This is a genomic window from Mesorhizobium kowhaii (assembly GCF_042431665.1).
GTDB classification, from domain to species: Bacteria; Pseudomonadota; Alphaproteobacteria; order Rhizobiales; family Rhizobiaceae; genus Mesorhizobium; species Mesorhizobium kowhaii.
Genome location: NZ_JBHLYT010000009.1, coordinates 15,884 through 33,228, shown reverse-complemented (window position 1 = coordinate 33,228; position 17,345 = coordinate 15,884). Strand labels below are relative to the sequence as shown.

The 17,345-nt window shown below is 62.4% G+C and carries 20 protein-coding genes; 9 read left to right on the top strand and 11 right to left on the bottom strand.

The features are described 5' to 3' along the window. The first annotated feature begins 544 nt into the window (after positions 1-544). The gene (locus tag ACFFNA_RS10940; RefSeq protein WP_378918093.1) at positions 545-958 is read left to right on the top strand and encodes a pyridoxamine 5'-phosphate oxidase family protein; all 414 of its coding nucleotides are present in this window, start codon (positions 545-547) and stop codon (positions 956-958) included. A 130-nt stretch (positions 959-1,088) separates the two neighbouring features. On the opposite strand, the gene ACFFNA_RS10935 is transcribed toward ACFFNA_RS10940, so the two are convergent. The 3 genes from ACFFNA_RS10935 to ACFFNA_RS10925 all read right to left on the bottom strand — a co-directional run bounded on the left by ACFFNA_RS10935 (position 1,089) and on the right by ACFFNA_RS10925 (position 3,241). Further along, positions 1,089-1,292: a DUF3126 family protein gene (locus ACFFNA_RS10935; protein WP_006200852.1), complete on the bottom strand. Its 204-nt coding sequence runs from the start codon at positions 1,290-1,292 to the stop codon at positions 1,089-1,091. 153 nt (positions 1,293-1,445) lie between these two features. Further along, positions 1,446-2,294 carry a serine O-acetyltransferase gene (gene cysE / locus ACFFNA_RS10930; protein WP_111542448.1) on the bottom strand — a complete coding sequence of 283 codons (849 nt, stop codon included), beginning with the start codon at positions 2,292-2,294 and terminating at the stop codon, positions 1,446-1,448. Positions 2,295-2,581: 287 nt separating this feature from the next. Then, on the bottom strand, positions 2,582-3,241 hold the full coding sequence (locus ACFFNA_RS10925) for a VOC family protein (RefSeq protein WP_378918090.1): 660 nt from the start codon (positions 3,239-3,241) through the stop codon (positions 2,582-2,584). 210 nt (positions 3,242-3,451) lie between these two features. Here ACFFNA_RS10925 and ACFFNA_RS10920 point away from each other — a divergent pair, with 210 nt between their 5' ends. After that, the gene (locus tag ACFFNA_RS10920; RefSeq protein WP_111542573.1) at positions 3,452-4,054 is read left to right on the top strand and encodes an HD domain-containing protein; all 603 of its coding nucleotides are present in this window, start codon (positions 3,452-3,454) and stop codon (positions 4,052-4,054) included. Between the two features lie 6 nt (positions 4,055-4,060). Here ACFFNA_RS10920 and ACFFNA_RS10915 read toward each other — a convergent pair whose 3' ends face one another. From ACFFNA_RS10915 to ACFFNA_RS10900, 4 genes are all read right to left on the bottom strand, one after another. Beyond that, positions 4,061-4,318, bottom strand: coding sequence for a hypothetical protein (locus tag ACFFNA_RS10915; protein ID WP_111542450.1), 258 nt, complete (start codon positions 4,316-4,318; stop codon positions 4,061-4,063). 141 nt (positions 4,319-4,459) lie between these two features. Then, the gene (locus tag ACFFNA_RS10910) at positions 4,460-5,227 is read right to left on the bottom strand and encodes an alpha/beta fold hydrolase (protein WP_111542451.1); all 768 of its coding nucleotides are present in this window, start codon (positions 5,225-5,227) and stop codon (positions 4,460-4,462) included. A gap of 20 nt (positions 5,228-5,247) precedes the next feature. Beyond that, complete coding sequence (locus tag ACFFNA_RS10905; protein WP_378918088.1) at positions 5,248-5,811, bottom strand: DUF192 domain-containing protein; 564 nt, start codon at positions 5,809-5,811, stop codon at positions 5,248-5,250. Positions 5,812-5,835: 24 nt separating this feature from the next. Continuing rightward, positions 5,836-6,432, bottom strand: coding sequence for a cold-shock protein (locus tag ACFFNA_RS10900; RefSeq protein ID WP_378918086.1), 597 nt, complete (start codon positions 6,430-6,432; stop codon positions 5,836-5,838). 216 nt (positions 6,433-6,648) lie between these two features. On the opposite strand from ACFFNA_RS10900, the gene ACFFNA_RS10895 reads away from it, so the two are divergent. Beyond that, positions 6,649-7,089 (top strand): VOC family protein, encoded by a 441-nt coding sequence (locus ACFFNA_RS10895; protein ID WP_095090732.1) that lies wholly within the window; start codon positions 6,649-6,651, stop codon positions 7,087-7,089. A 141-nt stretch (positions 7,090-7,230) separates the two neighbouring features. Next, positions 7,231-7,524, top strand: a complete 294-nt coding sequence (locus ACFFNA_RS10890) for a DUF2218 domain-containing protein (protein ID WP_378918084.1) — start codon at positions 7,231-7,233, stop codon at positions 7,522-7,524. 5 nt (positions 7,525-7,529) lie between these two features. On the opposite strand, the gene ACFFNA_RS10885 is transcribed toward ACFFNA_RS10890, so the two are convergent. Together ACFFNA_RS10885 and ilvA are read right to left on the bottom strand one after the other, a co-directional pair. Then, on the bottom strand, positions 7,530-8,090 hold the full coding sequence (locus ACFFNA_RS10885; RefSeq protein ID WP_378918082.1) for a DUF1697 domain-containing protein: 561 nt from the start codon (positions 8,088-8,090) through the stop codon (positions 7,530-7,532). Further along, positions 8,087-9,343, bottom strand: coding sequence for a threonine ammonia-lyase IlvA (gene ilvA / locus ACFFNA_RS10880; protein WP_378918080.1), 1,257 nt, complete (start codon positions 9,341-9,343; stop codon positions 8,087-8,089). Before ilvA ends, ACFFNA_RS10885 begins: the two co-directional genes overlap by 4 nt. A 202-nt stretch (positions 9,344-9,545) precedes the next feature. Between ilvA and ACFFNA_RS10875 the strand changes: the two genes are divergently transcribed. From ACFFNA_RS10875 to ACFFNA_RS10865, 3 genes are all read left to right on the top strand, one after another. After that, positions 9,546-10,949 (top strand): aminopeptidase P family N-terminal domain-containing protein, encoded by a 1,404-nt coding sequence (locus tag ACFFNA_RS10875; protein WP_378918078.1) that lies wholly within the window; start codon positions 9,546-9,548, stop codon positions 10,947-10,949. A gap of 98 nt (positions 10,950-11,047) precedes the next feature. Then, positions 11,048-12,121: an alpha/beta hydrolase gene (locus tag ACFFNA_RS10870; protein ID WP_378918076.1), complete on the top strand. Its 1,074-nt coding sequence runs from the start codon at positions 11,048-11,050 to the stop codon at positions 12,119-12,121. Positions 12,122-12,264: 143 nt separating this feature from the next. Then, positions 12,265-13,428: an alpha/beta hydrolase gene (locus ACFFNA_RS10865; RefSeq protein WP_111542458.1), complete on the top strand. Its 1,164-nt coding sequence runs from the start codon at positions 12,265-12,267 to the stop codon at positions 13,426-13,428. Positions 13,429-13,452: 24 nt separating this feature from the next. Here the strand turns inward: ACFFNA_RS10865 and ade are convergent, their stop codons facing one another. Beyond that, positions 13,453-15,270 carry an adenine deaminase gene (ade, locus tag ACFFNA_RS10860; RefSeq protein ID WP_111542575.1) on the bottom strand — a complete coding sequence of 606 codons (1,818 nt, stop codon included), beginning with the start codon at positions 15,268-15,270 and terminating at the stop codon, positions 13,453-13,455. A 115-nt stretch (positions 15,271-15,385) separates the two neighbouring features. Continuing rightward, positions 15,386-15,763 carry a SecDF P1 head subdomain-containing protein gene (locus ACFFNA_RS10855; protein ID WP_378918074.1) on the bottom strand — a complete coding sequence of 126 codons (378 nt, stop codon included), beginning with the start codon at positions 15,761-15,763 and terminating at the stop codon, positions 15,386-15,388. Between the two features lie 185 nt (positions 15,764-15,948). Here ACFFNA_RS10855 and ACFFNA_RS10850 point away from each other — a divergent pair, with 185 nt between their 5' ends. Together ACFFNA_RS10850 and ACFFNA_RS10845 are read left to right on the top strand one after the other, a co-directional pair. Next, positions 15,949-16,614: an outer membrane protein gene (locus tag ACFFNA_RS10850; protein WP_111542459.1), complete on the top strand. Its 666-nt coding sequence runs from the start codon at positions 15,949-15,951 to the stop codon at positions 16,612-16,614. Between the two features lie 452 nt (positions 16,615-17,066). Continuing rightward, positions 17,067-17,276: a hypothetical protein gene (locus ACFFNA_RS10845; RefSeq protein WP_378918072.1), complete on the top strand. Its 210-nt coding sequence runs from the start codon at positions 17,067-17,069 to the stop codon at positions 17,274-17,276. The last annotated feature ends 69 nt before the right edge of the window (positions 17,277-17,345 follow it).

Genomic DNA, 17,345 nt, shown 5'->3' with positions numbered 1-17,345 from the left:
CCGACAACCAAAACAGGCCCTTCGACATCAGTTCGACCTCCAGCGACTCATTGATGGCGAAGAATATCAAACAAAATCAGCCTATTGTATGGGTTCTCAACCTAGGGTCAAAACTCAATCAGCAGGCTGCCGCCAATGGCGGCATAGGCAACGATATCAATCGCGAAGCCGATTAGCCGAACACAAGCACAAGGATATGAAGGGCGATTTTGTTCCTGCTGGCTATGTAGGGAATGGCTCGTCAACGGAGTTGCTGTCGTGCGAACTTTGCGTCATTTTGCGTAGGTACGCGGACAGAGACTGGCATCATGCAAGACGACGAAAGCAGTCTTCGGCGCCGTTTCCGAGATGTCATCACGAGCGAAGAGCAATTACGAGCGGTTTTGGGGGCACCCACAGACCGAGCGATTGCCAAGGTTGTGCGAGTAATTGACGAACATGCTCGCCGCTTCATTGCTCACGCGCCTTTTGTGTTCGTAGCGTCCGCCGGCCCCGATGGCATGCTCGACGTCTCGCCAAAGGGCGATCCCGCCGGCTTCGTCAGGTGCTGGATGAGAGAACTCTCGCCATCCCAGACCGCCCCGGCAATCGTCGGCTCGATACCTTCCGCAACGTCCTGAGCAACCCGAATGTCGGCCTGATTTTCGTAATCCCAGGTGTGACCTACACCCTTCGCGTGGCCGGCAAGGCGCTCATTGTCCGTGATGCTGAGTTGCGTGAGGCCATGGCTGTCAACCGCAAGCTCCCTGAGCACATACTCGTCATCGAGATCTCGCACGTACTTTCTCATTGCCCGAAATGCATGGTCCGCTCGGGCTTGTGGCAGCCGGAGGCGTGGCCTGATACCAGCAACCTTCCCTCGTTTGCGGAGATGTTGGTCGCCCACGGCAAACTCGCGGAGACGATTGAGGAGATGCAAACGATCATCGACACAGGTAATCGCGACCGGCTCTACTAACTTGCTGGACCACCGGTTGCCGGCTTCGTGCGGACGCGGCGTACACTATGCTGGCGGTGGCCAAAGGAGCTCCGCCTCAGCGCCGGCGCGGCTCGCCCGTGCAACCGGCGCTGCGAGCCGAATGTCTGGCTTAGGCCAGATCGATGTCGAGGATCGCCATCGAAAAATTGTAGTCGCCGTCGTCCTCGTCCTTGAAGACGATGCCGAGGAACTCGTCGCCGACATAGACCTCGGCCGAATCTTCCTTGCGCGGCCGTGCCTTGACCTCAAGCTTGGGGTTCTGGAAGACGCGCTTGAAATAGGCGTCCAGCTTTCTGATTTCGTCCGGCTTCAACAGTCTTCTCCGATCATCGGGCTTGCTCGATTGAACGCGCTTCTGGCACGTCGACAATGGCGATGTAAAGGCGAGCGGCCTGATAAGACGAGAACAACCGCCCGCTCCTGCCCCGCGGCCGGCAACCGGCCACAGGCAGTGGGCGGATGAAAATCAGATGTCGAAGCTGACGACCTGGTCCATCGTCTGCGACGGCAGAAGCTGGTCCATCTGGCGCGACGGCTGATCGCAGCCGGTCTCGCCGACGACGCGGGCCGGCACGCCGGCAACCGTCTTGTTGTGCGGTACGGGCGATAGCACCACCGAGCCTGCCGCGATCTTCGAGCAATGGCCGATTTCGATGTTGCCGAGGATCTTGGCGCCGGCGCCGATCAGCACACCGTAGCGGATCTTGGGGTGACGGTCGCCGCCGGCCTTGCCGGTTCCGCCCAGCGTCACGCCGTGAAGGATCGACACATCATCCTCGATGACCGCGGTCTCGCCGACGACGAGGCCGGTGGCATGGTCGATGAAGATGCCCTTGCCGATGCGGGCGGCCGGGTTGATGTCGGTCTGGAAGACCGAGGACGAGCGGCTCTGCAGGTAGAGCGCGAAATCCTTGCGGCCCTGGTTCCATAGCCAATGCGCCAGCCGGTGGGTCTGGATGGCGTGAAAGCCCTTGAAATAGAGCACTGGCATGATGAAGCGGTCGCAGGCCGGATCGCGGTCGTAATAGGCCTGGATGTCGACACGCACGGTCGTCGGCCAGTCCTTGTCGTCGGCCAGCATCGATTTGAAGGTCTGGCGGATGAGATCGGAGCCGATATCCTGGTGGTCGAGCCGCTCGGCCAGCCGATGGATGACCGCTTCTTCCAGGCTGTCCTGGTTGAGGATGGTCGAATAGAGGAACGCGGCAAGCAGCGGGTCGCGGTTGACCGCCTCCATCGCCTCGTCGCGGATCGCGCGCCAGATCGGGTCGACCGGCTGCAATGCGCTGTGTCGGGAAATGCTGATGCTGTTCATCGCCGTCTCGTCCTGCGTCCTGCCGGGGCTTGCCTGTTGTGCTTGCCTGTTGTCTGGCGGCACATATAAGCCAGATCATAGCACGATTGAACTCAATTTTCCTTAGTGCTGTGTCAAATGGATTTGGTTCGCGGGAATTCAAGCAGCCATGGAAAACGAACCCTTGATCGACGACGCGCTGAAAAGCCAGCTTTCCGGCCTGACCGGGCGGAAGGCATAGCGATCTGGTGGCCGGCAAGCTCAAGCTCACCGCGACGTCGATGAGACAGCGCTGCGATGGCCGCTGTTCAAGTCGGCAGCGGCTTGCCGGCCTGTTCCGCTACCATGTATTCGGCGTACCAGTCGGGCCAGTTCTCGTCCCGCTGTCCGCCGGTCCGCTTCTCGTGCTCGCCATGCGCGGCCGCCGCACGCCGCAACGCGGCGGCCAGCTCGGTCGATGAGGTGAATGTCGTGTCGTGGGCTTCCACGCGCCCAGGCAATCGCTGGGTGATCTCCTGCAGCAGCCAGCTGTTGCCGTCCGGGTCGCTGAACGAGGCATAGGAGGAATAACTGCGCCCCTCCGGATGTCTGCCGCTGATCGGCGGCTGCCCAGGGCCAGCACGGTGAAACACTTCGCTCGCATCGACCCCGCGCGCCACCAGTTCGGCACGCGCCGCCTCGATATCGGACACAACGAGATAAAGTCCCTTTGCCGAACCTGGCGCGGCGGTCGTGAGCCCCTTGCCGAAATGGATCGAGCAAGGTGAACCCGGAGGCGTGAACTGCACGACCCGAAACGCATCGCCAACGACGAAGTCGGCGTCGAGCCTCCAACCCAGGCCACCATAAAAACGCTTGGCCCGATCGGCATCCGAAACGGAAATGATGACGGCCTCGAGCTTCATGTCGATAGTCCCCGGTCTAGGGGTCTCGGTAGCGGTCTCGTTACGCTGCTGGGTACTGGTCATGTCAAGGCTCCTTGGGTTTGAGTGCTTTGAAAATGACAACATGCGTCCTGGCGGGTGACCGCGCGGATCCTGCTCATGCCAAGGAGATTCCCGCCGTCATGCGATTTGGTCAATCGGGTGCGGCACCATGACTCCCTCGCTGCCTTCCGCTGTGTCGTGTTTTGGCTCAGGATGCCGGGACTATTTCATTGGGTGGATCTGGACGCCGCCATGGAAAACGAACCCTTGATCGACAAGGCGCTGAAAAGCGAGCTCTCAGCGCTCTACAAGGCCAAAGGCCGCCACTATCACAACCTTGCCCATATCGAGGCGATGCTGGCGCTCGCAGGCGACTATCGAGGGTTGCTCGGCGATGCCGAAGCCGTCCAGGCGGCGATCTGGTTCCATGATGCCATCTATGACAGCAAGGCCAAGGACAACGAGGCGCAAAGTGCCGCCCTTGCCGAGAAAAAGCTCGCGGGCCGCGCTGAAGCCGGGCGCCTCGACCGCATCTCGGCGATGATCGTCGCTACCGCCACGCACCAACTGCCGTTGTTTGACGACGCGACGGCCGTACGGGACGCCGGTCTTTTCCTCGACATGGATCTGTCGATCCTGGGGGCTAAGCCGGACGCCTTCGATGCTTATGAACGCGCCGTGCGGCGCGAGTATCATTGGGTGGAGGAGCCGATGTGGCGGACCGGCCGCAGCGCGGTCCTGAAGAATTTCCTCGCCCGCCCGCACATGTTCCACACCGAAGAGTTTCGCCAGCGCTTCGAACCACAGGCCAGACTGAACATGGCGCGGTCGCTGGCGGCTCTCACCACAGGCTAAGAGCAATCAGGTAAAAGCGCCAATCGTAGACGCCATTGCTGCTAGGAGAACCAGCCCTGCCATCACCGACAGGCCGTTGAGCACGATCCCCAGAAGGCCAAACGCACGATTGTCATTCGAACGCACCAGCGCCATCACGCCGAAAACCGCGCCGGTGATATGCGCCAGCGGTGCGGCGAGCAAAAATACCGCCATGAAGAAAACCGTGCCGATGTTCTGGGCCAGCTGCGACGCGTCGCTCGGCATCGCCACCAGGATGGTCATCGCAATCGCCCCTGCAGCGAAGGCTGCCAGCGCCAGGATGACGGAACGTTTGCCGAGCTCACCCTGCGCGACCGCACCCGGTATGGCGGCCGCGCTTCTCCCCCATTGTGCCACTATTGCCCGCTCCCCGTCGCCGTCCGCTCAGAGCGGATTTTCGGCATAGAACTCCAGCACGCGTTGCTTGAAGGTCTTGTCCCCGACCGCCAGCATATGGTCCCGGCCCTCGATGTGAAAGGCCCTGGCGTTCGGCATCAATGCCGCGAGTTCATCGGGCGAACCGCCAATGTCGTCCGTCGTGCCGACGGCGATCAGCGTCGGCTGGGCGATGCGCGCAATATCGTCCTCGCTCAGCAATTCTCGCGACCTGGCGATACAGGCGGCCAGCGCCCGGCGGTCGCTGCGGGTCTGGTCGGCGAAGGCGCGAAACGATCGGCCGCGCGGATGACTGGTCGCCGCTGGATCGTCGGCAAGGAGGGCCGCGGCGATCGGATCCCAGTCGCCGACGCCGTCGATCATGCCGATGCCGAGACCGCCGAAAACCAGCGTCGCCACCTTGTCCGGATCGGACAGCGCCAGGAACGCCGCGATGCGCGCGCCCATCGAATAGCCCATGACATGGGCGCGCTCTATGCCGAGATGGCCAAGCAAGGCGGCGGCATCCGAAGCCATCTTGACCGGCGTGTAATCGGCCTCGTCATAACTCTTCGACGACGAACCGTGGCCGCGATTGTCGAAGGCGATGGCGCGGTAACCGGCATCGTTCAGCGTCTTGAACCAGCCCGGCGATACCCAATTGACATAGTGGGTCGAGGCAAAGCCATGGATCATCATCACCGGATCGCCTTCACCCGACGCCGGCTGGCGGTCGAGGAAGGCAAGATCGAAGCCGTCATGGGAAAAAAACTGCATCGGTTATCCCGCTCGCACGCTCAACCGGCACCACCGTTGGGCGCATCGCCATTGTCGGATGGCGGCACGCCTGGACCAGACACCGTGCCAACGGCCGGATGGCGCAACAGGTCGCCATACTCGATGCCGTTCCTGGCGGCGGTGCCAGCTTTGAGCTCGAGCACGAAACGCACTGGCACACCAGGCGAAATGATGGCCTCGGATTGCGGCTCGCCATGCTTGATCGCCCGGATCTTGCCATCCTGGCCGACGAAAATCAGGTCCAGCGGCATCGGCGTGTTCTGCATCCAGAAGCTGACCTGCTGCTGGATCTCGAAGACGAACAACATGCCATGGTCGTCGGCCATGTCCTGGCGGTACATCAGCCCAGCCTCGCGCTCCGCGGCGGTGTTGGCGACTTCGATGGAAAAAGAACGATCGCCGCCTTTCGTCACCACAACCAGCGGCGCCGGATCGACCGGAAGGATCATCGCCCGGCTGTCAGCCGCGGTCGGCCGGTCGGAATAGAAGTAAGCACCTGCGGCCACGACCACGGCGACAATGGCGCACACCACACCCGCCGTCAGCCAGTTCCTGTGAGCCATTCAAAGTCCTCGACCGAAATCGTCCTAGTGCGAAACCGGCAAGGTGCCCATATCGGGGTGAATTTCGGCAGCCATAAGGCCTTTGTCGCCGCGTCCAAAACGAACCAGCACGACCTGCCCCGGCCGAAGCTCAGTGATGCCGTAACGGCGCAAGGTCTCCATGTGGACGAAGATGTCCTCGGTGCCCTCGCCGCGGGTGAGAAAACCAAACCCTTTGGTGCGGTTGAACCATTTTACCAAAGCGCGTTCGAGGCCGCTTTCCGGCGTCACCGCGATATGAGTGCGCTGCTCCTGCATTTCGGCCGGATGGACCGCCGTGGTGACGTCCATCGAGAGCACCCGGAAGGCCTGCAATCCGCGATCGCCATGCTTGACGAGGCAGACCACGCGCGCGCCCTCCAAAGCCGTCTGGAAGCCGTCCTTTCGAAGACATGTCACATGGAGGAGGATATCGCCTGAAATGCCGTCATCCGGGAGGATGAAACCGTAGCCCTTGGCCACATCGAACCACTTGATGGCGCCGGCAATTTCGAGCAGATCGCCAGCATCGCCGCCTTCGTCACGATGCAAGGCGTCGTCAAGGGTTGCGTCCCGCCCCGTCAAAGAGGCCTTTTCCCCCATAAGAATGCCCCCTTTTTTCAAGAACACCGCAACTGATTCTTGATACTAGATTAACACCGCGGCTTCCGGTGAGTGCAAGACCTGACGTGCCTTTTTTCACGGTTCATTGGGGAATACCGGATTTGTTCTTTGCCGGCATTGCGCAGTGCCGAACGATTGCCCTTTGACCGGGTCGACCCTATGTTGCGCCGCAACGCAATTTATCGAGGAAATCACATGCGCTATCTGCACACCATGGTCCGCGTCGCCGACGTCGATGCCTCGCTCGATTTCTACTGCGCCAAGCTCGGTCTCAAGGAGGTGCGCCGCTACGAAAACGAGCAAGGCCGCTTCACGCTGATCTTCCTCGCCGCGCCGGAGGACGAGGAGAGCGGCGTCAACGAAAAGGCGCCGCTGGTCGAACTGACCTACAATTGGGATCCGGAAGACTACAAGGGCGGGCGCAATTTCGGCCACCTCGCCTATGAGGTCGACGACATCTACGCCACCTGCCAGCATCTGATGGACAATGGCGTCACCATCAACCGGCCGCCACGCGACGGCAACATGGCCTTCATCAGGTCGCCGGACGGCATTTCGATCGAGCTCCTGCAAAAGGGTCCGGCCAAGGCCAAGGCCGAACCGTGGGCTTCAATGGCGAACACCGGAAGCTGGTAGGTCTCGACCGGGGCGGAAAATCGCCCGGCAGCCTTTGGCGTTTTGCGCGACAGCACCTATCTACCGGGCTGTCGCGCCAGCCTGGCAAGTCTGGCACGCCATATCAAGCAATGGGCGCCTGCCCTCCCGGAGAATTCACTCATGCCGACCAGCCATGCCGATGTCGCCACCGAACACGCCAGCCGCTATTTGCAGCAGCTGTGCAAGCACTGGGCGCATAAATTCCCCGTCGAGATCGATCCCCACCATGGCACGATCGATCTTTCGCTCGGCCGCACCGTCATGGAAGCCGATGCGAGCGCGCTGCATATCACGGTGTCAACCGAGGAAGGCGGATCGCTCGAGCGTATGGAAAGCGTCGTTGCCGATCACATCAAGCGTTTCGCTTTCCGCGAAGAACTGACCTTCGACTGGAAGCCCGCCACGGCAGTGTAACCGGCCTAGGCTCCGCCGGCCTGACCGGCCATCGCCTGCAGCGCCAGCACCGAGCGCCAGTTGCGCGTGGTGCCCGGCACTTTCAGCGTGCGCGGGATCAGCCCGGCAAAAACCGATTTGCCGAGCCCGTCCGGGGCGTGCAAATAGAGCACGTCGCCTTTGATCTCGAACCGTTCGGGACCGGTGCACTTTTCGGCCAGCCGCGCCACCTCATCGCCGGTCGGCTCGCGCTCCAGCACATAGGCATGGAGCTTGGTCGGCTCTTCGGCGATCTCCGGATATGGATTGTCCGCTATCAGCCGCTCGAACCAGCCGAGATCGCGCACCATGATGCGCGAATGAAATCCCCATTTCTTCTCGAAGGCTGCTTCGATCTGTTTCGTCAGCGTCGCCGCGTCACCCTTCTTCGCCCGGAACACGGCATTGCCGCTCTGCACATAGGTGGCGACATCGGAAAAGCCGAGATCCTCGAGGAACGACCGCAGCTCCGCCATCTTGACGATGCGGTTGCCGCCGACATTGATGCCCGAAAACAGCGCGACGAAGGTTTTTCCTCGATCAGTCATATGATGAACCCGGCCAGCGTCTCGTTGTCGGTGATATCCTGGTACTGGACGCCTTCGGCCTCAAAATTCGCCTTGAGCAGGTCGAAATTGCGACGATCCTTGGTTTCGATGCCGATCAGCACCGAGCCGAAATTGCGTGCCGATTTCTTCAGATATTCGAAGCGGGCGATGTCGTCGTCGGGTCCGAGCATTTCAAGGAAATCGCGCAACGCGCCCGGCCGCTGCGGAAAGCGGATGATGAAGTATTTCTTCAGGCCCTCGAAGCGCAGCGCCCGCTCCTTGACGTCCGGCAGCCGCTCGAAATCGAAATTGCCGCCCGAAACCACGGCGACGATCGTCTTGCCCCTGATCTCCTTCTTCGAAAAATCCTTGAGCGCGTCGATCGCCAGCGCGCCCGCCGGTTCCAGCACGACGCCTTCGACGTTGAGCATCTCGATCATGGTGGCGCAGAGCCGGTTTTCCGGGATCAGCCGTACAGTGTCGGCCGGAAAATCCTTGAGATGCCGCAACGGCTCGCGGCCGATCTCGGCCACCGCGGCGCCATCGACGAAATTATCGACCTTGGTGAGCTTCAGGCGCTTTCCGGCAGACAGGCTCTCGCGCAGGCTTGGGGCGCCGGCCGGTTCGCAGAAGACGAAGCGCGCTTCCCGGCCCTGATCGGCGAAATAGTGGGTGACGCCGGCGGCGAGCCCGCCTCCGCCGACCGGCAGCATGATGATGTCGGGCATGCGTGCGCCCGGCATCTGGTCGGCGATCTCATAGGCGACCGTCGCCTGGCCCTCGATGATGTCCTTATGGTCGAAGGGCGGCACCATGTGGGCGCCGGAACTTTCGGTGAATTCGAAGGCGGCGCGGTAGCAATCGTCGAAGAAATCGCCGACCAGCCTGATCTCGACGAAATCGCCGCCGAACAGCTTGGTCTTGTCGATCTTCTGCTGCGGCGTTGTTACCGGCATGAACACGACGCCCTTCTTGCCGAAGTGGCGGCAGACGAAAGCGAAGCCCTGCGCATGGTTGCCGGCGGAAGCGCAGACGAAGAGTTCCGCCTCGTTGCCGGCCGCGAGCGTCTTGCGGAAGAAATTGAAGGCGCCGCGGATCTTGTAGGACCGCACCGGCGACAGGTCCTCGCGCTTCAACAGCACCCGTGCCCCGGTCTTTTTCGACAGGTAGTCATTCTCCTGCAGCGGCGTTTCCGGAAAGATCTGGCGGATCGCGGCGGCAGCGGTGGCGACGCGGGAAGAGAAACTGTTCATCGGAAAACCACCTCGCACCGCCTGTTGTCGCGGACCTCTATCATCGATCGGGCCGCGCAACGGCTGTTTGTTGCACGCCCTGTCGTCGTGCGGCCGATCCCGCCTATTGCATATCCAGGCCCGTGACGCCATTGTCCGGCCATTCATGCCCCTCCAAACGGGCATTCGCAGAATCCTTGCAAGCACTTGGAGGCGTTTGTTCATGCCTGTCGCATCGGTCGGCCTGAAATCCATGTCCTTGCCGGAATTCGGCGAACCGACGGTGATGCCGCTCATTGCGCGCGCCACCCACGAAGCCCGCATCGCGGCGCTGACGGCATTGGGCGTCAAGGCCGGCCTAGATGCTTTCGCCATCTATGGCGACCGCGAACACGCGGCCAATGTCGCCTATCTCTCAGGCTACGATCCGCGTTTCGAGGAGACACTGCTTGTCGTCGTTCCCGGCCGGCAGCCAAGACTCCTCGTCGGCAATGAAGGCTGGGGCTATGCCGAACTCTGCGGCGGGCCGTATGAGCGCGTCCTCTACCAGACCTTTTCGCTGCCGGCGCAGCCGCGCGATCGCTCGGACGCGCTTCCCGACATCCTCGCCGATTGCGGCCTGAAGCCCGGCCAGCGCATCGGCGCCATCGGCTGGAAGCCGTTCGACGCGGGTGACGCCGGCTTTGGCGAGACGGCACTCGACCTGCCCTCCTTCATCGCCGATACGCTGCGCGCGCTTGTTGGCGACAAGGGCGCGGTTGTGAACGCGGCCAATCTGCTGATGAACCCCACCGACGGGCTGCGCGCCATCAACGAGGCCGACCAATTGGCTGCCTTCGAGTTCGCCGCGACCTTCACCTCGCAGGGGCTGCGCAATGTCCTGCAAGGCATCGAGCCTGGCATGACCGAACTGCAGGCAGCCCGGCTGATGGGCATGAACGGGCTGCCGCATGGCTGCCATCCGATGCTTTCGGCGGGCAAGCGCGCCGCCTATGGCCTGCCCAGCCCGCGCCTCGACATCATCCGGCGTGGCGACCCGATCACCATGGCCTACGGCATCCAGGGTGCGCTCAATGCACGCGCCGGCTTCGTCGCCGAGGAGGCATCCGAACTTCCGCATGCCATCCGCGACTATGTCGAAAGACTGGTCGCGCCCTATTTTGCCGCCGTCGTCGACTGGTACGAAGCGATCGGCATCGGCACCACGGGAGGCACGCTGTGGAAGGCTGTGCATGACCGCATAGGTGATCCGTTCTTTGGTGTCTCCCTCAATCCCGGCCATCTCGTCCATATCGACGAATGGATGCATTCGCCGGTGTTTTCCGGCTCCGACATCAGACTGCGATCGGGCATGGCGCTGCAGGTCGACGTCATCCCGGCGACCGGCGGCGCCTATTTCACCACCAACATCGAGGACGGCATCGCGCTTGCCGACGAACCTCTGCGCGAGGAGATCGCGGCGCGCCATCCCGAGGCCTGGAGCCGCATCGAGGCGCGACGCGGCTTCATGGCGGATGTACTCGGCATCCGCCTCAAACCGGAGGTGCTGCCCTTCTCCAACATTCCGGCGTTTCTGCCGCCGTTTTGGCTTTCGCGCAACAGTGCGATGGCCGTAACCGGGCGCTGACCACATTTCGGCTGGACGCGACTTAGTTCTGCCGCACTCTGGCTGTCCGGGATGTCGCGGGGGTAGGCAGGCCTTTTGGCCGGAGTTGGAATTTCTGAGTGCCTTTGAAGAAGATCTTTGCCGTTGTCCTTGCCTTGCTCGTCGCCGGCTGCGCCGGCACGCAAACACAGGAACTGCTTGGCAGCGCCATCGTCGCGACGCCGGTGACGGAGATCGCTGGCAACCACAGCATCTTCATTGCCACGACGCGCAAGAAGTCCGACGATCCCAACAAGGTTTTCGACGGTGAGCGCTCGGCCACGCTGAATTACGCCCGCGTCAATGTCACGGTGCCAGGCTCCCACCAGACCGGCCAGATCGAGCGCCGTTCGCGCGGCAAATCCGACGACCCGGCGAAGTATTTCATGGCGTCCGAAGTCGTCGGCTACGACACACAGCCGAAGTTCTCCAGCGCGCTCAATGCCGACATCGCGGCGCGCGGTGGCCGCGTCATGGTCTTCGTCCATGGCTACAACACCGGCTTCGATGATGCCGTCTACCGCTTGACCCAGATCGTCCATGATTCCGGCTATCCGGGCACACCGGTGCTGTTTTCCTGGGCGTCGGGCGCCAAGACCACCGACTATGTCTATGACAAGGAAAGCGCCAGCGCGGCCCGCGACCAGCTCGAAGTGACCTTGAGGATGCTGGAACAGTCCGGCGCGCGGCGCATCGACATCGTCGCCCATTCGATGGGAACCTGGGTGACGATGGAAACGCTGCGCCAGATGGCCATTAGCGGCGACCGCGATCTCGGCGGCAAGCTCGGCGATGTGGTGCTCGCCTCGCCCGACATCGATGTCGATGTGTTCAAGAGCCAGATGCGGCGCTACGGCAAGCCTGACAAGCCGTTCATCCTGCTGCTCTCAGACGACGATCGGGCGCTCAGGCTCTCCGGCCTGATCGCCGGCTCGCGGCCACGCGTCGGCGACTACAAGGATGCCGCCGATCTTGCCTCCTACGGCGTGACGGTCGTCGACCTCTCCAAGGTCAAGGGAAGCGATAGCTTCAACCACACCAAATTCGCCGACAATCCCGAATTGGTGAAGATGATCGGCCAGCGGCTGCGCGACGATGACGGTTTTGCCAGCGATCGCGACGTGACCGATCGCATCGGCCTGCTCGGGCAATAGATGCGGTCCCGTGGTTCTCGCCGTGCCTTTTCACCATTGCGGAAGTATCGGCTTACTTTGAACTGGACCGCGGCGGCCTTCGGCTTTATCGGAATATCCGGCGACGTCATGCGTTTGACGTCCCCCTTTGCGGGAGCCGGCGTGTGACCGTGCGTTCGAAGAGTTACCTCGTCGTTGCGTTCGCGCTCGCTGTCACCGGCTGCGCCGGCCAGAACACCCATGATCTGCTCAACAAGACGACGGTCGCCGCACCGGCTTCCGACATCGCGGCGACGCATGAGATCTTCGTCGCCACGACACGCCAGAGGGCAACAAAGGACCCGCGGCAGGTCTATGATGGCGACCGCTCGCTGACCACCAGCTTTGCCCGTGTCGACGTGACCGTTCCCAAAAGCCATCAGGTCGGTGCCATCGAGCGGGCCAAGGGATCCGCAAACAGCAATCCGGCCAAGGAATTCACCGCCAAGGACGTCACCTTCTACGACGGCGCGCCGCAATTCGCCAAGGCGGTCGGCGCCGACATCGCCATGCGCGGCGACCGTGCGCTGGTTTTCGTGCACGGCTTCAACAATGGCTTCGACGACGGCATCTACCGGCTGACGCAGATTGCCCATGACACGAAATATACCGGAACGCCGGTGCTGTTCTCGTGGGCGTCGAGTGGCAAGACGACGGGCTATATCTACGACAAGGAAAGCGCCAACGCGGCGCGCGACGACCTCGAGGCGACGCTCAGGATGCTGGCCAAGACACGGGTCAAGAGCATCGACATCATCGCTCATTCGATGGGAACCTGGGTGACGATGGAGGCGTTGCGCCAGCTCGCCATCACCGGCGATCGCGATCTCGGCGGCAAGCTCGGCTATGTCGTTCTGGCTTCGCCCGACATCGATGTCGATGTCTTCAAGAAGCAGATGATCCGCTACGGCAAGCCGGACAAGCCGTTCGCTATCCTGCTCTCGGGCGACGACCGAGCGCTCAAGCTGTCTTCCCTGATCTCTGGCGACAAGCCGCGCGTTGGCGATTACGGCAATGCCGCCGACCTTGCCAGCTATGGCGTGGTCGTGGCGGACCTGACCAACACCAAGGGCGGCGACCGTTTGAACCATGCCAAATTCGCCGACAACCCGATTCTGGTGCAACTGCTCGGCGACCGGCTGCGCACACCGGCCGCCCTACGATCGGACGAGCCCGACGCGGCGCAGTTCGACAACATCGGCCAGGGTCTAGGCAAGGCCGTCGGCTCGGTCGCCGAGATCGTCATCACCACACCATTCAAGGTGCTGACCGTCGCCACCGGCGGGTAAACAGCCGAGCGCCGGCGGCTGATCTCAGACGAAAAGATCGACCTTCTGGAAGGTCGTCACGTCGATCAGCCCGACGTCGGAAATCCTGAGTTCGGGAATCACGACCAGCGCCAGAAGCGAGTGCTGCATATAGGCGTTGTTTAGCGAACAGCCCATCTTGCGCATCGCTTCGGTGAGCTTCTCGGCCTTGGCGGCGACTATTTCCGCCCGCTCGTCCGACATCAGCCCGGCGATCGGCATTTCGACCAGCGCCAGCTCCTTGCCCTTCGAGAACAGCACGACGCCGCCGCCGACCTCGCCCAGTCGATTCACGGCCAGCGCCATGTCCTGCTTGTTGGTGCCGACGACGATGATGTGGTGGGAATCGTGCGCCACGCTGGAGGCCATGGCGCAGTCGCCCATGTAGCCGAAGCCGGAGACGAAGGCGTTGGTGACACCGCCGGTGCCCTTGTGGCGCTCGACCAGCGCGATCTGGCAGACATCGTTGCGGCGATCCATGGCGACCAGCCCGTCCTCGACCGGCAGATCCGCTTCCAGCGCCCGCGTCGGCGCCTGGTTCTCGATGACGCCGATCACCCGCACACGCACCTCGTTGGCGCCCTTGGGGGCCGCGATGTTGAAGTCAGCGGCCTTGAGTCTCTTGCCGAGCTTGACGGTGTTCTTCGCCGTCTTCGGGTAATCATAGGCCGGAATGTCGATTTCGAGCTTGCTGCCCTTGGCGAGCCTGACGCCACGCGCGTAGACCTCATCGATGGTCATCGCGGAGAGATCCGAGACGATCAGCAGGTCGGCCAGCCGCCCCGGCGCAATCGAGCCGATCTCGCGCTCCAGTTTGAAATGCTGGGCGGTGTTGAGCGTCGCCATCTGGATTGCCGTCACCGGCTTCAACCCCTGTTGAATGGCGTGGCGCACCACCCGGTCCATATGGCCTTCATGGACAAGCGTGCCGGAATGGCTGTCGTCGGTGCACAGGATGAAGTTGCGCGGATCGATGCCGCTCTCGGTCACCGCCTTGATCTGCGAGGCGACGTCATACCAGGCCGAGCCTAGCCGCAGCATCGCCTTCATGCCCTGGCGCACACGCGCAATGGCATCCTCGGCGCGCGTGCCCTCGTGGTCGTCTTCCGGCCCACCGGCGACATAGCCATGGAACGGCAGGCCGAGATCGCGCGAGGCATAGTGCCCGCCAACCGTCTTGCCTGCCTTGACCGTCGCGGCGATCTCGCCAGACATGACCGGGTCGTTGGCGGCGACACCAGGGAAATTCATCACTTCGCCCAGCCCGATGATGTTCTCCCAGGTCATTGCTTCCGCGACATCGGCGACCGTCAGCTCGGCGCCGGCATGTTCCAGCCCCGGTGCTGAAGGCACGCAGGACGGCATCTGCACATGCACGTTGATGGGCATCGCCACGGCTTCGTCATGCATCAGCCGCACGCCCGGCAGGCCCAGCACATTGGCGATCTCGTGCGGATCGATGAACATCGAGGTGGTGCCGTGCGGAATGACGGCACGGCAGAACTCGGTCACCGTCACCATGCCGCTCTCGACATGCATGTGCGCGTCGCAGAGGCCGGGCACCAGATAGCGCCCGCCGGCGTCGACCACCTTGGTGCCCTGGCCGATGGCATGGCTGGCGTTCGGCCCGCAATAGGCGAAGCGCCCGCCGGCAATGGCGATGTCGGTGCCGGCAATGATCTCACCCGAATGGACGTTCACCCAGCGCCCGTTGCGGATGACGAGATCGGCGGGCTTGCGCCCCATCGCGACGTCGACCAGCTGCGTCGCCATCTCGGTCCAGGGTTTGGGTTTCGTCGCATGCGCCGACGGCTTCTTGGCCATGAAAGACTCCTGTTTGCCCGACTGTGCCAAGCCGGTGTGGTTTTGACCAGCGTCAAACAGCGGGTAGCCTGGGACCTGCTGCGCCTTCACGAAGGCTATTCAGCCTTCACGAAGGCTACTGCGCGCTCACGTCGACCGTGACTTTCGCCTTTCCGGCCGAAATCCGTTCGGCGAGGCGCCTCAGTTCACCCTTGCCGAATTTGCCGCTGATCATGACCTCGCCGCCGAGGATGGGTTCGACCAACCGCGGCGACATCACGACGCTGCCGCCGACGCTGAGGTCGATCGTCTTTCCGACATTCGCCTTGGTGAAAGCGGCGAATGCTCGCCCACTGTCCGGCGTCATCTTGAGGTTGAGCGCCACTTGTCCTGGCGCCGGATCGTGTACGACCACGGCCTTGGCAATGGCCAGCGTCAATGGCTCGGCCATGGCGAGGCCGCAGGCGACCAGCACGATGGCTGCTGCGGCGATCGGGCGAAACAGGACGCGCATCAGGATTTTTCTCCGCAAACCGCCGATCTTGCACGGCGACGCTGCCGCGGCAATGCTGCTTGTCTCCGGGGTGCCGGCACTGGGCATGGCGAGCGACATCGGCCAGAAATAGGATTCCGTTTTTGTCGCAAATCGGGTTACCTTCCCAGCAAGGACCTTTCTGAACCGCCATTTCGGAGCGCTCGATGCGTCGCTTGACGCTTGCCAGTGCCGGCTTTCTTGCCCTCACGTGCGTGCCGGCTTTCGCAGCCGACCCAACGGTCGACCTGCCGATGACCGCGCCCGGCTTCGACTGGACCGGCTACTACGCCGGCCTGCAGGCCGGCTATGGCTGGGGCCAGTCCGATATTACGGGGACAGAGGGCGAGCCATTTTCCGTCTCACCCGACATCGACGGCGGTTTTGTCGGTGGCCATATCGCCGGCCTGTGGCAGTTCGACCAGGCGGTGCTCGGCGCCGAGGCCGACCTCAATTATTCGTCTGTCGACGGCACGACCGAAGCGGAGCCGGGAAATACGTTCGGCACCGACATCAAGTGGTTCGGGTCGATCAACGCCAAGGCCGGATACGCAATGGACCGGCTGCTGGTCTACGGCATTGGCGGCATCGCCTTTGCCGGCATCGAAACGTCGCAAGCGACAGGCACGGCGTTCGACAGCTCACGCACGAGTGTCGGCTGGACCGTCGGCGCCGGCGTCGATTACGCGCTGACCGACAAGTTCGTCGTCGGCGCGCAGTATCGCTACTATGATTTCGGCTCGGAGCACTATGATGCGTCCGGCGATTTCACCGACCGCGACCAGGATGTGAAGCTGAACACGGTCGGCATCAATTTGAGCTACAAGTTCTGAGCCTCGCCAGCGGCCTGGCGCTACCCGGCCAAAGGCCGTCGCTTAAGGAACTCTCTTGGTGGAAGGGGCGGCCGACGCCCCCAGTTGGGCGGGGTAATGGGTTGGGCCTGAGAGGCGCCGGCCTGGGCGGGTTTGATCCGCCAAGGAGTATCCTACCAGTATCTGCGGCGCGCATAATTCCGTGATCGCACCAGTATCATCAAACCGCATGGTCTGTTTTTCGCATTCAGACGTGGCCAAGAACACGACCTGACGGCCTGTGTCTGGCGTTTGAAAAGGGCTGGCCTGCGGACGTGGCGGAATGGTGGACGCAAGGCACTTAAAATGCGGGCTACGCCATCCCGACACGTCCCGCGCAGTCCTGACTAGCCTTGTTTTCCGGGCTTCTCTGGCGGCAGACTGAGCCATTCATATCGCTCGGAACGATATCGCCCGCCACGGGTTAGAACCTCATGGACACCATGGAACCCCACGGTCACGGGATGGCGGCCGATATTTTGACCTCGGAAGTCGCCAATGCACGGCAGCGCATCAACCGCACCGAGCTCGCGCTTCAACGCACAAAAGAAATGCTGGCCGAAAACATCGCGATGCAAAGCAGGATAAGAACCGCGCAACGGCGTTTGGTCGAGGCCGCCCGCTGGGTGAAGACCGATCCCTAAACGACCGCCACGCCGTGGCACCGGAACCAAAGCGGTCGCGCCATGTTACCCCACGAAGGGCAACACATC

Coding starts and splice junctions, on each gene's coding strand:
- cysE (WP_111542448.1), bottom strand. CDS start 2,294: ATGAACAGCATCAGCATTTCCCGACACAGCGCATTGCAGCCGGTCGAC.
- ACFFNA_RS10925 (WP_378918090.1), bottom strand. CDS start 3,241: ATGACCAGTACCCAGCAGCGTAACGAGACCGCTACCGAGACCCCTAGA.
- ACFFNA_RS10920 (WP_111542573.1), top strand. CDS start 3,452: ATGGAAAACGAACCCTTGATCGACAAGGCGCTGAAAAGCGAGCTCTCA.
- ACFFNA_RS10915 (WP_111542450.1), bottom strand. CDS start 4,318: ATGACCATCCTGGTGGCGATGCCGAGCGACGCGTCGCAGCTGGCCCAG.
- ACFFNA_RS10910 (WP_111542451.1), bottom strand. CDS start 5,227: ATGCAGTTTTTTTCCCATGACGGCTTCGATCTTGCCTTCCTCGACCGC.
- ACFFNA_RS10905 (WP_378918088.1), bottom strand. CDS start 5,811: ATGGCTCACAGGAACTGGCTGACGGCGGGTGTGGTGTGCGCCATTGTC.
- ACFFNA_RS10900 (WP_378918086.1), bottom strand. CDS start 6,432: ATGGGGGAAAAGGCCTCTTTGACGGGGCGGGACGCAACCCTTGACGAC.
- ACFFNA_RS10895 (WP_095090732.1), top strand. CDS start 6,649: ATGCGCTATCTGCACACCATGGTCCGCGTCGCCGACGTCGATGCCTCG.
- ACFFNA_RS10890 (WP_378918084.1), top strand. CDS start 7,231: ATGCCGACCAGCCATGCCGATGTCGCCACCGAACACGCCAGCCGCTAT.
- ACFFNA_RS10885 (WP_378918082.1), bottom strand. CDS start 8,090: ATGACTGATCGAGGAAAAACCTTCGTCGCGCTGTTTTCGGGCATCAAT.
- ilvA (WP_378918080.1), bottom strand. CDS start 9,343: ATGAACAGTTTCTCTTCCCGCGTCGCCACCGCTGCCGCCGCGATCCGC.
- ACFFNA_RS10875 (WP_378918078.1), top strand. CDS start 9,546: ATGCCTGTCGCATCGGTCGGCCTGAAATCCATGTCCTTGCCGGAATTC.
- ade (WP_111542575.1), bottom strand. CDS start 15,270: ATGGCCAAGAAGCCGTCGGCGCATGCGACGAAACCCAAACCCTGGACC.
- ACFFNA_RS10855 (WP_378918074.1), bottom strand. CDS start 15,763: ATGCGCGTCCTGTTTCGCCCGATCGCCGCAGCAGCCATCGTGCTGGTC.
- ACFFNA_RS10850 (WP_111542459.1), top strand. CDS start 15,949: ATGCGTCGCTTGACGCTTGCCAGTGCCGGCTTTCTTGCCCTCACGTGC.
- ACFFNA_RS10845 (WP_378918072.1), top strand. CDS start 17,067: ATGGACACCATGGAACCCCACGGTCACGGGATGGCGGCCGATATTTTG.